The sequence below is a fragment of the Cytobacillus sp. Bva_UNVM-123 genome (assembly GCF_046351715.2).
Taxonomy (GTDB): domain Bacteria; phylum Bacillota; class Bacilli; order Bacillales; family Cytobacillaceae; genus Cytobacillus.
In genome coordinates, this window is the sequence record NZ_CM177772.1 from 4,974,939 (window position 1) to 4,989,698 (window position 14,760).

General features: G+C 37.4%; 14 protein-coding genes. 6 read left to right on the plus strand and 8 right to left on the minus strand.

All coding sequences use genetic code 11. From position 1 onward, the window contains the following. Positions 1-186 precede the first annotated feature (186 nt). Positions 187-1,740 (minus strand): L-carnitine/gamma-butyrobetaine antiporter, encoded by a 1,554-nt coding sequence (gene caiT, locus KDN24_RS25250; protein WP_409970977.1) that lies wholly within the window; start codon positions 1,738-1,740, stop codon positions 187-189. A gap of 571 nt (positions 1,741-2,311) precedes the next feature. Between caiT and KDN24_RS25255 the strand changes: the two genes are divergently transcribed. Next, positions 2,312-3,004 carry a response regulator transcription factor gene (locus KDN24_RS25255; protein WP_409970976.1) on the plus strand — a complete coding sequence of 231 codons (693 nt, stop codon included), beginning with the start codon at positions 2,312-2,314 and terminating at the stop codon, positions 3,002-3,004. An 804-nt stretch (positions 3,005-3,808) separates the two neighbouring features. Here the strand turns inward: KDN24_RS25255 and KDN24_RS25260 are convergent. The 5 genes from KDN24_RS25260 to KDN24_RS25280 all read right to left on the minus strand — a co-directional run bounded on the left by KDN24_RS25260 (position 3,809) and on the right by KDN24_RS25280 (position 8,279). Then, positions 3,809-4,534, minus strand: a complete 726-nt coding sequence (locus tag KDN24_RS25260) for an ABC transporter permease (RefSeq protein WP_409970975.1) — start codon at positions 4,532-4,534, stop codon at positions 3,809-3,811. After that, positions 4,535-5,242, minus strand: coding sequence for an ABC transporter permease (locus KDN24_RS25265; protein WP_409970974.1), 708 nt, complete (start codon positions 5,240-5,242; stop codon positions 4,535-4,537). It abuts the gene before it with no gap. Next, positions 5,242-6,156 carry an ABC transporter ATP-binding protein gene (locus KDN24_RS25270; RefSeq protein WP_409970973.1) on the minus strand — a complete coding sequence of 305 codons (915 nt, stop codon included), beginning with the start codon at positions 6,154-6,156 and terminating at the stop codon, positions 5,242-5,244. Before KDN24_RS25270 ends, KDN24_RS25265 begins: the two co-directional genes overlap by 1 nt. Positions 6,157-6,246: 90 nt before the next feature. Next, positions 6,247-7,611: a HAMP domain-containing sensor histidine kinase gene (locus tag KDN24_RS25275; RefSeq protein WP_409970972.1), complete on the minus strand. Its 1,365-nt coding sequence runs from the start codon at positions 7,609-7,611 to the stop codon at positions 6,247-6,249. Continuing rightward, positions 7,608-8,279: a response regulator transcription factor gene (locus KDN24_RS25280; protein ID WP_409970971.1), complete on the minus strand. Its 672-nt coding sequence runs from the start codon at positions 8,277-8,279 to the stop codon at positions 7,608-7,610. The genes KDN24_RS25275 and KDN24_RS25280 overlap by 4 nt, the downstream gene beginning before the upstream one ends. 125 nt (positions 8,280-8,404) lie before the next feature. Between KDN24_RS25280 and pdxK the strand changes: the two genes are divergently transcribed. From pdxK to bshB2, 3 genes are all read left to right on the plus strand, one after another. After that, positions 8,405-9,217, plus strand: a complete 813-nt coding sequence (pdxK, locus tag KDN24_RS25285; RefSeq protein WP_409970970.1) for a pyridoxine/pyridoxal/pyridoxamine kinase — start codon at positions 8,405-8,407, stop codon at positions 9,215-9,217. Between the two features lie 193 nt (positions 9,218-9,410). Beyond that, positions 9,411-9,755, plus strand: a complete 345-nt coding sequence (locus KDN24_RS25290) for a YojF family protein (RefSeq protein WP_409970969.1) — start codon at positions 9,411-9,413, stop codon at positions 9,753-9,755. A gap of 15 nt (positions 9,756-9,770) precedes the next feature. Then, the gene (gene bshB2, locus KDN24_RS25295) at positions 9,771-10,436 is read left to right on the plus strand and encodes a bacillithiol biosynthesis deacetylase BshB2 (RefSeq protein WP_409970968.1); all 666 of its coding nucleotides are present in this window, start codon (positions 9,771-9,773) and stop codon (positions 10,434-10,436) included. Positions 10,437-10,556: 120 nt separating this feature from the next. Here the strand turns inward: bshB2 and KDN24_RS25300 are convergent, their stop codons facing one another. Together KDN24_RS25300 and KDN24_RS25305 are read right to left on the minus strand one after the other, a co-directional pair. Continuing rightward, entirely contained in the window at positions 10,557-11,009 is a 453-nt protein-coding gene (locus tag KDN24_RS25300; RefSeq protein WP_409970967.1) for an SRPBCC family protein, read from the minus strand. 147 nt (positions 11,010-11,156) lie between these two features. Continuing rightward, complete coding sequence (locus KDN24_RS25305) at positions 11,157-11,879, minus strand: Crp/Fnr family transcriptional regulator (RefSeq protein WP_409970966.1); 723 nt, start codon at positions 11,877-11,879, stop codon at positions 11,157-11,159. A gap of 313 nt (positions 11,880-12,192) precedes the next feature. Between KDN24_RS25305 and KDN24_RS25310 the strand changes: the two genes are divergently transcribed. Both KDN24_RS25310 and nosZ read left to right on the plus strand, forming a co-directional pair. Next, positions 12,193-12,612, plus strand: a complete 420-nt coding sequence (locus KDN24_RS25310) for a c-type cytochrome (RefSeq protein WP_409970965.1) — start codon at positions 12,193-12,195, stop codon at positions 12,610-12,612. A 56-nt stretch (positions 12,613-12,668) separates the two neighbouring features. Then, positions 12,669-14,543 (plus strand): Sec-dependent nitrous-oxide reductase, encoded by a 1,875-nt coding sequence (gene nosZ / locus KDN24_RS25315; RefSeq protein ID WP_409970964.1) that lies wholly within the window; start codon positions 12,669-12,671, stop codon positions 14,541-14,543. The last annotated feature ends 217 nt before the right edge of the window (positions 14,544-14,760 follow it).

Below are 14,760 nucleotides of genomic sequence, written 5' to 3' on the forward strand. Positions count from 1 at the left end.
CCTGCGGGGTCTCCCGTATTCCGCTTTTCCCGCAGGAGTCTCGCGCCTTACCTCCAATCAACATTGTCTTTAATAACAAATTACGGAGTTTTTTTGTGAACGATTTCACATATAATCGTTCGCTTTTTCGTCATTCTGACACATTTAGAGAAGTGATCCATTCATGACTAGAAAATTTAAAATCAATTATGAATTCCTTGCGCTTTTTGCTTGCTTCGCTTTGGCGATTTCGTAATCCAATGCCCAATTATCTTTTTTTACTTCTCTGAAGAAAGAAATTGGGATGATAATACAAACAACCATCATAGGTAATCCACCTAATACGGAAGCTGTTTGCAATGGCTTTAGACCACCTAGCATTAAAAGACAAATTGCTAATGAACCAAGAATTAACGCCCAAACAACACGATTTAATCTTGAAGGCTCATCATTTTCCGTAATATTCTTCGTTGTTACCATCGCTAATGTATAAGCAACACCGTTAATAAAAGTGGCTGTTGAGATGAAAGCATAAACTAAGAAAATAGGTAATACGATGCTAGCTAGTGGTAAAGTACCCCAAATCTCAACAATTGCTCGTGCTGGACCAAATTGTTCCATAATCGAACCAATGTTAAGAATTCCATCATAATGCGTTTTCATCGCAAAGTTAGTAAATACTGCAAAGAATACCGTTTGTCCAATTACGATAGATCCTAGTACCCCTAAACAGAATTCGCGCACTGTTCTTCCTTTTGAAATACGTGCAAGATAAATAGCATAAGAGATAACGCAGTTTAAGAACCATGCCCAATAGAAAATTGTCCAGCCTTGCGGGAATCCAGATCCACCGAAAGTATCTGTATAGAAAGTCATTCTAATAATGTTTTGTAGCATTGTTCCAACAGCATCAGTAAATCCATTCAAAATATAGGATGTAGGACCAAATACAGCGACAAAGATTAACACAACAAATGTTAACCAAACTCTTATATCACTTAGAAGTTTAATTCCTTTCTGTATTCCGAAATAAACACTGACTGAGAATAAAATAATCCAAGCGATTAAAATGTAACCATCAAGAGATAAAGTATGTTCAATTCCAAAAATCTTTGAAATTAGTTCAGCTACTAGAGGTGTTCCTAAACCTAAAGAAGTTCCTACCCCTGCAACCATACCGATAATGTAAAGTACATCGATTAGCTTTCCTAATAAACCATCTTTTCGTTTCCCTAAAACTCCACATACACTACTTGGCTTAACAACATCACGCTTTTTAACAAAGAAGCTATAACCAATTGCTACACCAATGACGACATACATGGCGCACGGTATTAATCCCCAGTGATACATCCCATATGCAGATGCCCAGTTAGCTGCTTGAAGCGAAAATGGTTCAGCACCATGTGGAGGAGTTTCTAAATAGTAATACCATTCAATTGTTGCCCAATAAATCAGAGTCGCACTTGATGTAGACGTAAACATCATTCCTAACCAAGTACTAGTCTTAAATTCTGGCTTATCATCTCCTAATCTTTTATCTTTGAATTTACCAAAGATTAAGTACATCGCAATAAAGAAAAGGATAATTACATACCATTCAAACGCCCAACCAAGCTTATCTGTTGTCCAGGCTAGCGCTTTATTTGATACCTCATTTGCTCGCTCAACATCACTGATGATAAATGCGCAAACAATAGCAATTAATATTAATGGCGGCCAAAAAAGTATATGGTCGAGTTTCATTTTCTTTTTTTCCAAAGCAATTCGACTTCCTTCCCTAATCCAATTATGAGTACTGGCCTAATCACTCAATTTGTATATTTAAATGTTTTACTTGCTTAAAAATAATTTTCTAAGCTTCTACCTCCTTCAAATAAATAGTTTTTGTGAAATATTGAACAAGCAAAACGATAATTCCCCCTTGTCGCTAATATATATTGCAAGTACCGTGCCAAAACTTCGAATCATTTCATGTGGAAAAAGGGATTTTTTTTAAAAAAGACTTTGTTAAATGGGGGTTCTGACAGGAATTGATTAGTGAAAAACTAGAGTTATTCTTCTTTTTGTTAAATGCTTTTTACGTGTTAAATATTTTTACCAGTATGTAAGCGTGGTATATCAATATAACTCTTTATAACGTTAAAGTTTTTTTACAAAACTCAACTTTAGATTTAACAATTAAATAAAAAGGATGAAGATAGAAATTTTTTTATGCATTTTTTTATGAAAAACTTTTTTCTCACCCAAAATTCCGGATTTCTTCTATATAATTAAACTAATAGTAAACAGTTAATTTTTCTTTAAATATCTGATAAGGGATTGAGTTCTTTTGAAGGAAAAACTGCGCGGAAAAACAATTTTAATTGTTGAAGATGAAGAGCGAATTCGTAGATTAGTCAAAATGTCATTACAAAAAGTTGGCTTTGAAGTGTTAGAAGCAGACGACGGGTATCAAGCGAAAGAACAGTATGTAAAATATGATCCTTGCTTCATCATTCTAGATATTATGCTTCCTGGTATAAACGGAAAAGAGATTTGTTATTGGCTGCGACATGATTTAAAAAGCAATGTGCCGATAATTATGATTTCTGCTAATCAAGATGAGAAGGATCGTATTGAAGGATTAAAATTAGGTGCAGATGATTATCTGGTCAAGCCTTTTAGTCTGGAAGAATTAATCACTCGTGTTGAAACTGTATTAAGAAGGACTGCAAATCGTTGCAGTAAAATAAGTTATCGAGGACTAACACTTAAACCAATTGTCGGCAAGGCAAGATTTGAAGATACTGTACTTGATTTGACGCTTTTTGAATATAAGCTGCTTTATCTTTTCATGACCCATCCAGATCAAGTATTTTCGAGAGAACAGATTATTTCTCTCATTTACAAAAACGAAGAAAAAGCCATTAATGAACGAACAATTGATGTTCATGTGAAGCATTTGCGAGAAAAAATTGCTGTCTACTCCGATTACCCTTTTATTGAGACGGTTAGAGGAATCGGCTATAAATTTACAACTTGATCGGAAAACTTGAAGATCGCGGGCTCCTCTATGCATATTCCCTATTAGTTGTAAAAAAATGGTCTTCGGATGAAATGGCAAGTCTCAACGTAAACGAAGTGATCGCCAAGTATAGGGAAAGTAAAGCTTTTTTCTTAAATGGGGTTTTAGGGCAGAGATCAAAATTGACACTTGATTCCCGGAAAACACAAAGCTCTCACCGTTCGGGAATCAAAATCACTTACCCTTTCCCGAAAAACACTAGACTCTCACCGTTCGGGAAGCAAACTCTCCTACCCTTTCCCGAAAAGCACAAGACTCTCTCCGTTCGGGAAGCAAACCCACCTACTGATTCCCGTAAAACACTAGACTCTCACCATTCGGGAAGCAAACTCACATACCCTTTCCCGAAAATCACAAGGCTCTCACCATTCGGGAATCAAACCCACCTACTGATTCCCGTAAAACACTAGACTCTCACCATTCGGGAAGCAAACCCACCTACCCTTTCCCGAAAATCACAAGGCTCTCACCATTCGGGAATCAAGCTAGACACTCATCCGACTCCAAAGATATAAATGCTAGAATTATTTAAAAAACTCAACGTTCGCTAAACCCTTCCAGCAAATACCCGAACTTTTCTTATGCGATGTATGAAATGTAATAGGATTTGAATTATTAGAACGTAAACTTAATCACTTAAGCTAGTAAGAAAAGCACAAAACAACCCTCACAGAAAAGTCATCTTTACATCTCTGTGAGGGTTGTTTATTGTCTCGAGCCGATGGGCACCTAAAGCTAAATTGTTTTCCAACTTCAAGGAAGTCAAATTTCTTTCCTTTGAAAATAAGTAAAGCCTGATAGGAAGAACAAAATAAAGCTTCCAAGAATAACGATTAACAGTGTTTCCAATGGAGCATTTAACGCTCCAAAGCTATCTTCTGAGCCCGGTAGCATCAGCAAAAATGGCTGTGCCCAAGGATAATAAGGACCGAACTTTTCAGAATTCACTACTAAAATATTCGGCAGAGTAAAGATGACATTAATCGCTAACGGTGCAGCAAAGCTTGACCAAGCTGTTGAAACAAAAAGCTGAAGTGCAGCAAGCGGCATACAGGCTAGCCATCCCCCTACTATACTCGTTAAAACCATTTTCCACGGAACTTCACCGACAAATCCATGTAGTTTCCCTACAAAAAGTAAACCAATCAAAAATAATAACTGTGTTAAAGCAAGTAACCCTAACACGATGATGAATTTCGCCACATACACATTCCCGCGAGATACCGGCATCGCAAGCAGCTGCTTCCAGCCTCCACCATTATGTTCAAATCGACAAACAAACGCCGAGAAAACCCCTGTTAATAAAGGGAGAAAAAGGAGTGCATGAATAAAAGCCATCGTACCTAATGTCATTTCCCATTTATATGGATTATCCTCTAATGATTGTCCGAACCCCGCCAATGTAGCTAAAAGTGGACTTATAAAAATAAGAAGCCAGATTGAAGATTTCCTAAGCTTTAAAAATTCCGACCTTAATACTTTCCCCATCTATTGCACGTCCTTTCTGCCAAAATCCGCAAGCCCCATCAAGTAAATAATAAATCCTAAACAAAGCCCTGCAAGAGCACAGTAAAGTGGATTGCCCCAGCTTTCTAAATATAGCCAATTCCATGGGAACCAATCAGGAAGTCTATATGATGAAAGTGATAATATCGTACTCAATATTCCGATCGTCAATGAAATAGCTTGGTTTTTCACTGTAATGGAAAGCCAAATTTGAAAGACAATAAAAGGCATAGCTGCAAAAAAAGGATAATAAGCCATTTTTAATAACTCCATAATTGGAAAGTCAAAACCAAACTTTAAACAAATGCCAAGAATAATCACTCCAAGAAATAGGAATGTACTTGAAACAAATAGAAGAATGGCTGCTAATAGAAACTTTCCAGTAAAAACCCGTAATTTCGAGATTGGCAGTGCGAGCAGCTGCTTCCATGCATTCGTCTGATGTTCGATACTAGCGATCATGGATGCAATAATTGTTAATCCAAGCATAAGAGCAGGAATAGCCAAAAATCTCGCTTCTCCAATAAGCCCACCCCATAAATCAGCCTTATATAGCTTTGTCAAATAATCATAACGAAGACCAAAGTTCACTGCTTCTAGTGCAATAACACCAAAAGGACCTAAAAAAATCAGAAACCAAATCATTTTTCGTTTAATTTTAAGTAAATCTGAAGCTAGCGTGCCAAGCATTACAAGCTCGCCTCCCCACCGGTTAGCTCGAGGAATATACCTTCAAGAGATTTTTTCTCCTCCTGTACTCGATAGACAGAGAAATGATTGTTAATTAATTCCGCGATAATAGTGGATACAGCTTCATCTGAAGAATCTGGTAAATACAAATGCTTGTTTTCCATTTCTGCTTGAATACCTTTGGAGAGAAGCATTCGCCATGCTTGCTCTACTTCATTTACTTTAACCTTGATTTTACTAGTCGATCTTTCTCTTAATGCTTCAATTGAATCTTGAAAAATCATTCTTCCTTTTGAAATAATCCCTACTTGTGTTGCCATTTGATCAATTTCTGATAATAAGTGACTTGAAACTAAAATGGTTATGCCATGCTCTTTTGGCATGCTTTTAATTAATTCCCTCATCTCTAATATCCCAGAAGGATCTAGTCCATTCGTTGGTTCATCTAATATAAGCAGTTCAGGATTCCCTAAAAGTGCTGCTGCAATGCCAAGCCTTTGCTTCATTCCAAGGGAAAATCCTTTAACCGGCCTTTTAGCCTCGTTTGAAAGCCGAACGATTTTTAAAACTTCATCGATTCTTGATTTTGGTGCATCTAATAAAATCCGAATGGCTTCTAAATTCTCATATGCTGTTAAATGACCATAATAGGATGGATATTCTACTAAAGAACCAACCTTTTTTAATACAGATAGTTTTTCCTTTCTCATATCCTTGCCAAAAATTCGAATAGAACCATATGTTGGTTTTGCTAGACCGAGAAGCATTCGAATGGTCGTTGTTTTCCCAGCACCGTTTGGACCTAGAAAGCCATATATTTCTCCTTGCTTTATTTTCAGTTCAACACTTTCAACTGCAAATCTGTTTTTAAATTTCTTTGTTAACTTATTTGTTTCAATAATGAATTCACTCATCTTTATCACCTCAAAAACAATCTTAACCACAGTTGGTTAAAACAAAGGGTAGGTGAAGTTTAAAATTTGTTTAAAAAAAGCCCACATCTATCATGTGAGCTCATTAAGCTTTTTTTGTATTCGAATAGTCGTACCGTCTGAACTTGTTACTATATTCCATTCAAGCTTCATATCCTTGAGCATGAGTGACACGATGGAAAGACCGATTCCCGCGCCTTTTCCTGATGATTCTCCACTCATCCCTGATCCACGATCTGAAATTATTATTTGCTGCCTGTCCCCGTCCACCTTTACACCAATATATTTCCCTTCTTTCGCATGACGGTTAATATTTTGATAAAAATTATCTAGCACTCGTTCCATCCATTGTGAATCAATTTCCCAATAAAAGGTTTTATCTGGAAAATCAATCTCCATTTGAAAGCCTAAGTTTTCAAAAACGGGGTACCATGCGGCGAAGCTCGTTTTTACAAGTCGCGTCATGTCAGTCTTTTTTGGACTATATGGATATTTTCCTGATGTTAACAATGTGTAGGAAAGGAGATTTTCAATTAGTTGTCCAAGATAGTTTACTTTATTATCAATTAATTCCAGTGATTCTCTTCCTTTTTCACTTAGCGTTTCTTTGTTCAAGCTGTATGCATGACCTCTTATCGTCGTTAACGGTGTTCGCAGATCATGTGAAAGATTGGCAATTAACTGCCTTCTTAATGTTTCTTCTTCTTTTTCACGCTGACGGCTGCTTTCGAGCTGATAGATCATTTCATTAAATGAGATCTCAAGCTGGCCAATTTCATCTTTTTTCTCTACCGTAATCGGGTCTGGAATCCCTTTTCCTTCAGGACTATACATGGCTTTTTGAAGACGTAATAATCGTTTTCTTATTTTATAGAAGAAAATCCATGAGATAAAAATAAAAATAGCAAGTACCGCTAAAACCGCAACGAATATGAGATAACCATACTTTTCTTGTAAACTTACTCCAGTTGCAACCATCGCGGAACGAGGAACATGTAAAACCATAAATCCCTCATTTTGTTGCTCTCCAATTGGCGCCACTACTGTAAAAGGATCTACATTTAGACCTCGATTTTTTTTCATGAAATCTATTGTATGAGAAGGCGACCATGATGAAGGAACGGAAAGATTCTCTGGCAGTTTAAGCTTTGTTTGTCCAGTCTCATCTACCCAGTACATACTCGCCTCAGGATATTGAGTTTGAAGGGTGATTAACTTTTCATTTATTTGTTCTTCAGATGCACCTGCCAAGCTTCGTGCTTCCTCAAGCCACATATTTTCTAAATTTGTTCCATTTTGATATTTATTTGCAGTCTCATCTTCTGTAAAATAAGTGAAGAAAGAAACGGTTGTCAATAAAAAGGAAATCGGTAAGATCATAATCGCTAAGAGAATAATTAATAAGTATTGATTTAATAATGAATTTCTCAGCTTCATTGCTTCACCCGATAGCCAATCCCTCTAATTGTTTCAATAATTTCCGGTGAACTAGGATTGACTTCAATTTTTTCCCGAAGGTAGCGGATATGGACCATTAATGTTTTATCCCCTTCTATAAACGATTCATCCCACACTGATTCATAAATTTGCTCTTTCGTTAATATTTGATTCGGATGTTTTAAGAAATACATAAAAATCTGATACTGCTTCCCTGTCAAAATAATTTCCTCATCTGTACGGCTGTCCATAATTGTATTTTCAGCAAGATTAACCGTTATATGCTTAAGGTGGATTTCAGTTGTAAGTGATTGCCCAGATCTTCTTAGTAATACTTCAATTCTTGCAGCAAGCTCATCTGGATGGAACGGTTTTGTTAAATAATCATCAGCAAATTGCAAGCCTTGAAGTTTATCGTCCACAGCGGTGCGAGCAGAAAGCATGATTATTGGAATGTTTGGCATCTCTCTTTTTAACCTTTGACCAACCGTAAAGCCATCAAGGCCTGGAAGCATTACATCTAAAATGACAATATCACTGTCGACCACCACTTTTTCCGCACCATCGCCCGACTTCAGCCATATTACTTCAAATCCTCTTTGTTCTAGGTCTTCCTTTACCCAACTGCCTATTTCTAAATCATCTTCTATATATAATATTTTCCTCATCTATCATCACCTATTATTATCATAAAGAATTTCAAATTGAAGTTAAAGTTTATTCTAAATATAATTATTGGTATAATCTTTAAAAAAACTATTTATGAAGCTAAGCTTCAGGGAGGAAACAGGAAATGACGATGAAAAAAGTGTTAACAATCGCTGGATCAGATACGAGCGGAGGAGCTGGTATTCAAGCGGACCTGAAAACATTCCAGGAGCTTGGCGTATACGGAATGACAGCTCTAACAACAGTTGTGACGATGAGTCCGGAAAATTGGAGTCATAATGTCTTTCCAATTGCGATAGAGACATTAAAATCCCAGATCGAGACAGTCCTTTCTATTGGTGTTGATGCGATGAAGACAGGAATGCTTGGTTCTGTTGAAATTATCGATCTTGCTGCTAAAACAATTGATGAAAATAAATGGGAACGAGTTGTTGTGGATCCTGTACTAGTATGTAAAGGGGTTGATGAAGTACTTCATCCCGAAACAGCTGATGCACTTAGAGACATTTTAGTTCCTCGCGCTATGGTCGTAACGCCTAATCTTTTCGAAGCTTGGCAATTAGCAAAGACTGGCCCTATCAAAACAGTCGATGATATGAAGGAAGCAGCAGTGAAAATTCATGAGCTTGGTGCAAAGAATGTTATCATTAAAGGCGGCAGCAAATTAAAGCATGAGAAAGCAATCGATCTCCTTTATGATGGAAAAGACTTCACAGTGTTTGAAAGTGAGCTTATCCATACAACTAATACGCATGGTGCAGGCTGTACATATTCTTCAGCCATTACTGCTGAGCTTTCTAAAGGAAAAACAGTCCTTGAAGCAGTAGGTACAGCGAAGGATTTCATTACAGCTGCAATCAACCATGGCTTTAAACTAAATCAATTTGTCGGGCCAACCATGCATGGAGCCTATCGCCAATTTGGACTAGAACGCTAAACAGAGCCCTTTGGCTCTGTTTTTTTTCGCTCTCGAACATGCGTACTTCTTATTTTTATTTTGATCAGTAAGCGATATTTTCGCATTCAGAACATTTTTTTAGTAAAATGAATAAGTAATTAATGAAAGCGGAATTTAAATCTATTATAATTTCGAAATATATATTTAGAAGAAAATGAGAGGAGGACCCATGATGGAAGTAATTATTAAAGAACATGTACAAAAAGAAATAGATCGTTATGCCAATAAGGATGTTTATATTCATTTAGAGACGACAAACGGAGCATATGCCTCCCATTTCGATAAGTCCTTTTTCTCATCAGGTGCATATATTCGAAATGCTCTTTTACAATATGAGCATGGAAAAATAACCGGAAATGGCCCGTACCGGATCGGACTAAAAATGAATTTTGGTTGGGTGTATGCCGAAGGGATTACCCATTTTGAAATTGATGAACAAGGCCGTCTATTATTAGCCGGACATGATTTCGAAGGTAAGCTTGCGGTTGCCTTGCAAATTAGTGAAAAACCATTTTAGGAAGGAGAATATCAAATGGAAACAGAAAGACATGTACTCGTTGTCTTCCCTCACCCTGATGATGAAGCATTTGGCGTTTCAGGAACGATTGCCTCCTATACACAAAATGGAACTCCTGTTACTTATGCATGCCTAACATTAGGAGAAATGGGACGTAATATGGGCAATCCTCCATTTGCAACAAGGGAATCATTGCCTTATATTCGAAAAAAAGAACTACAAGATGCTGCAGATGTCCTTGATATTAAAGATTTAAGAATGCTTGGCTATCGAGATAAAACAGTAGAATTTGAGGATGAAGCAAAGTTAGCAGCTCATATCAGTTCTATTATTAAAGAATTAAACCCTTCATTAATTATTACATTTTATCCTGGTTATTCTGTTCATCCTGACCATGATGCGACTGGCGCAGCTGTCATTCGTGCTGTGCGGGAAATGCCAGCTGGCAGCCGCCCAAAGGTTCATTGTGTCGCCTTTTCTCATAACTGTGAGGAGGAAATTGGCCAAGCAGATATTGTAAATGATGTAAGTGCGGTTGCAGAACGAAAATTAGCTGCGATTAAAGCGCATAAGTCCCAAACACAGCTTATGGTGAGCCAAATGGCGAAAAATTTAGAAAACCAAGACCCTGCAGTAGTTGCTCGTTTTTATAATGAGCGTTTTTGGACGTATCAGTTCTAGTTTGGGCCATAACATTTAACATGAACATGAGAAAAACGTGCGCAGCCTACCGATTCGGGATGGCAAATGCGCACGTTTCTTCTATGATATGTTTTTTACACCTTGTTGATTAAAATTGATTTATTCTGCTTCAGTTTTCCCTTCTTCAAGCATCTCTTTTAAATAATGAAGCTGATAGCCGTCCTCTCGCTTCATCATGTTCACGATAAAACGTTTTGTCAGCATCATAATGAACCCACTCGTCTTTACGAACGCTTCAAACTCAACTTGGGTCCCTTCTTCAATCTCATGAAACTTATAATGATACTCTGTTATTAAACCGTTGGAATTCGTACTTGTTGAGAAAAGTCTGTCTTGTTCATATTGAACATATTCTACAGGTGCCTGAATTTCCTTACCTCTTACTGATCGTGTTTCGATAAATTTCGTCCCTTTGCCAATCTCGCCATCTGTTATTTTTTCCATTTTCACGACATTCGGCATTAACTCATGCACGTTTTCCATACTAGCCATATACTGAAATACTTCTGATACTGGTTTACGTATAATGACACTTTCTCGAAAATCCGCCATCATTTACACCTCAATTTCAACACATTCAATATAGATATTATAGTACAAATCCATTCATTGCACATTAATGATGACTACGAACTACACGACGATTAAACGGACATAGAAAAAACAGAACTCCATCTACCAGAATTCTGTTTTAGAAAGTTATACTCTTTGGTTAAATAATGAGCAAAATCGACACCAGTCTGTTATGACAATCGTTTTGCTTTTTATTTCAATAATTTCATCTTTTCTTAGCTTGGAAAATACTCTGCTTACACTCTCTCTTGATGTACCAACCATTGTTGAAAATTCCTGAACCGTAATCGGAAGCTCAATATACATTTTATTGCAGCGATTTGCCCCGAATTTTTCTGCAAGACGTTCCAATGTTCGAATGGTTTTCATATAAACATCAAGCAGAGCAAGATCGCGCATCATCGATGTTAGATCACGAAGCTGACTGCTCATATAGCGAATAACCTGAACCGCCATATCTGGGGATAGCATTAACTCCTGCTCAAGATCTTCTGTATTCAAGAAATAAATTTCACCTTCTTGAAGCATTGTAGCAGTCGCGGGATATGTTGTACCAGGCTCGTTAAATAAACATGCCTCCGCAAAAATCTCCCCTTGCTTCTTAATGCAAGTAATAATTTCATTTCCTTGATCATCTTGTTTTGTCAATTTAACAATGCCAGAGTGGACGAAAAATACACCTTGAGCCTCTTCATATTCAGAAATAATTCGGTCGCCTTTTTTAAAGCCTTTTTTAATGATTCGTTTATCAATTAATTGAATGGATTGGACTGGGAGATTTTTAAATATTTCAATTTGATTTAAAAACTCATCTATGTTTGGGTTTTGAACTTCTAGCGAACCGCTCATTATCATTTCCCCCTCATTATAAAATTTCCGATTCTTATACGTATTTTATCGAAGCTCCACTTGGTTGCATGTGATATAGTTCACACTTTTTGCGCCGTTCCAATGTAAAAGCAAGTACTTTTACCTTGAATGATTAATTTTTATAAATGGGGGGTATTAAACATGAATGGGTATCTTTATATTCAAGTGATAAAATTCACCTTCGCTTCACAAAACCTTCACATTGTAGGAGTAAAAGTGTGAAGTGCATCACTAGAAGAAATGATAAATGGAGTTAGGATAAGGTTGTAAAAAATTCAAGGGAGGAACAAAAGTGAAGAATTCAGTGATCATTTTCATCATCACTGCAGTCATCGGCCTTGGTCTAGGATACTTAGTATACGATGTTATTTTGCCTAGTGATTCTGACAAGTCGGAAGTAGCTGTCAATAATGAGAAAGAATCGGATTCCTCTGAAGTAGCAGCTAAACCTGAAGATACTACTGCTGTTGCAGAAGATAATATCTTCCAGACAAAAGGCTGTTTAGGCTGCCACGCTGTATCAAAATTAAACCTTCAAGGGGGAGTAACAGGACCTGATTTATCTGATGCTTATAAGAATGTCGAAGGAAAACACGGCAAACCACTTGATGAGTTTTTGAAGGAACCTACTTCAGCCGTTATGTCTAGTGTTATCGGTGGAAATCCGTTAACAGATGAAGAGATTCAACAAATTGTTGACTCACTTAAATAAGCCTCAGAAAAATCGGAAGTTCCTGAAAAAATTAAATAAAAAGGCGGTGCTAGTGAATGAAAAAATGGCTTCCTGCTGCTACTGGTTTAATAGCTGGTTTCATGGCAGCAACTGTATTTTTTGCAGATTTTTCATCAGGTCCGAGTGGCCAAGCTACAAATGATACGAAAAACAAATCAAATGCTGAAAAAGTTTATGTACCTTTCGGCGAGAAGGATGAGTACTATTTATTTGCATCTGGAGGTCACTCTGGGCAAATGTTTATCTATGGTGTTCCTTCGATGCGCCATATTCGTACAATCCCCGTTTTTTCCCAAGATTCTGCTACTGGATATGGCTGGGATAAACATACGAAGGAAATGATGGGCGGCTATACGTGGGGAGATCTTCACCACCCTGCATTTTCTGAAACAAATGGAGACTATGACGGCAAGTATATGTTTGCGACGGATGTAGGGAATAGTCGTGCAGCAGTGATGAATTTGGAAACGTTTACAGTAAGAGATATTATTAATGTACCTAATACGAGCGGTCCTCACTGTGCAGCTTTTGTTACTCAAAACACTGAATACATGTTCCTTCCTACACGTTTTGCGGTTCCAATCGGAAGTAAATATGAGAGTTTAGATGATTACAGCGAAAAATACCGCGGTGTTATGTCAGCGGTTACATTTGATGAAAAAAATGAAAAATTAAATATTGCCTACCAAGTTGCCCTTCCACCTTGGTCATATGATTTATCAGATGCAGGGAAGAAGATGTCTGCTGACTGGGCAGTAATGACTACGTATAACACAGAAGAAGCAACGACGAATCTTGAAATCAATGCTTCACAAGCAGACCGTGACTATATTGTGTTATTCAACTGGAAAGAACTTGAGAAAAAAATTGCGGATGGCGAGTATGACGAGGTTACTGGCCAAAAAATGATTTTCCCTGAAAAGCATAAAGGTGGCATTTATTTAGTACCTGTTGCCAAGTCACCACATGGAGTTGACGTAACACCTGATGGAACACGTTTTATCGCTTCTGGTAAGCTTGCTCCAGCGATGACAGTATTCTCTTTCGAAAAAGCATTTAAAGCGATTGAAAATAAAGATTTCGATGGAGAAAGAAATGGGATTCCTATTTTAAACTATGAATCTGTTTTGGAAAGAGAAGTTGACCCAGAAAACGCACTTGGCCCACTTCATACTCAATTTGATGATAAAGGTATGGCTTATACAACGATGTTTATCTCTTCAGAAATTGTAAAATGGGATCCAAATACAGGCGAAACTTTAGACCGTGTTCCAGTACAATATTCACCAGGGCATTCAGTTGCTGCTGAAGGTGACACAGTTTCTCCAGATGGAAAATATCTCATTGCTCTTAATAAAATCGCGAAGGATTCATATTTATCTGTTGGCCCTTCTCACCCAGAATCTATGCAGCTTATTGATTTAACTGGCGACAAAATGGAGGTTATCCAATCAGCCCCAGTTAACCCTGAACCACACTATGCACAAATGATTAAAGCTGACAAAATTAAAACCATTACGGTTTATCCAAAAGATGAGAGCAATCCTGATGCTGTCTACAAACAAGAAGATACACGGATTGAAAGAAAGGGCGATGAAGTTCATATTTATGGAATCGCCATGCGTTCTAAGTTCATCTTTGACGCAAAAGCACAACGCCCAGACGTCATTGAAGTAAATGAAGGGGATAAAGTATTTATCCACTTAACGAATATCGATTTTGACCAAGATATTACTCATGGATTTGCCATCAATGGCTATGACTTAAATATTGAGGTTCAGCCTGGTCAAACAAACACAATTGAATTTACAGCTAAAAAAGCGGGAACATGGCCGATATACTGTACTAACTTCTGTTCCGCACTTCACCAAGAAATGACTGGTTACTTCTTAGTAAAACCGAAAAAATAGAAAAGCGGAAGCGCCTTGGTCAGCGACGTACGAACTGGACTGACCCCGACGAGATAAAGAATTCACAATAAAATTCGGCAGGTATAGAATATCACATCCTGCACACCGAAGCTAGATAGCTTTCTAGCTTCAAAGAGATTTATTTTGATATTGAACACAAAAAGTGACAGGGCATCAATCGTTCGTTGATGCCCTCCCTACTTTTAACAAAATTGAG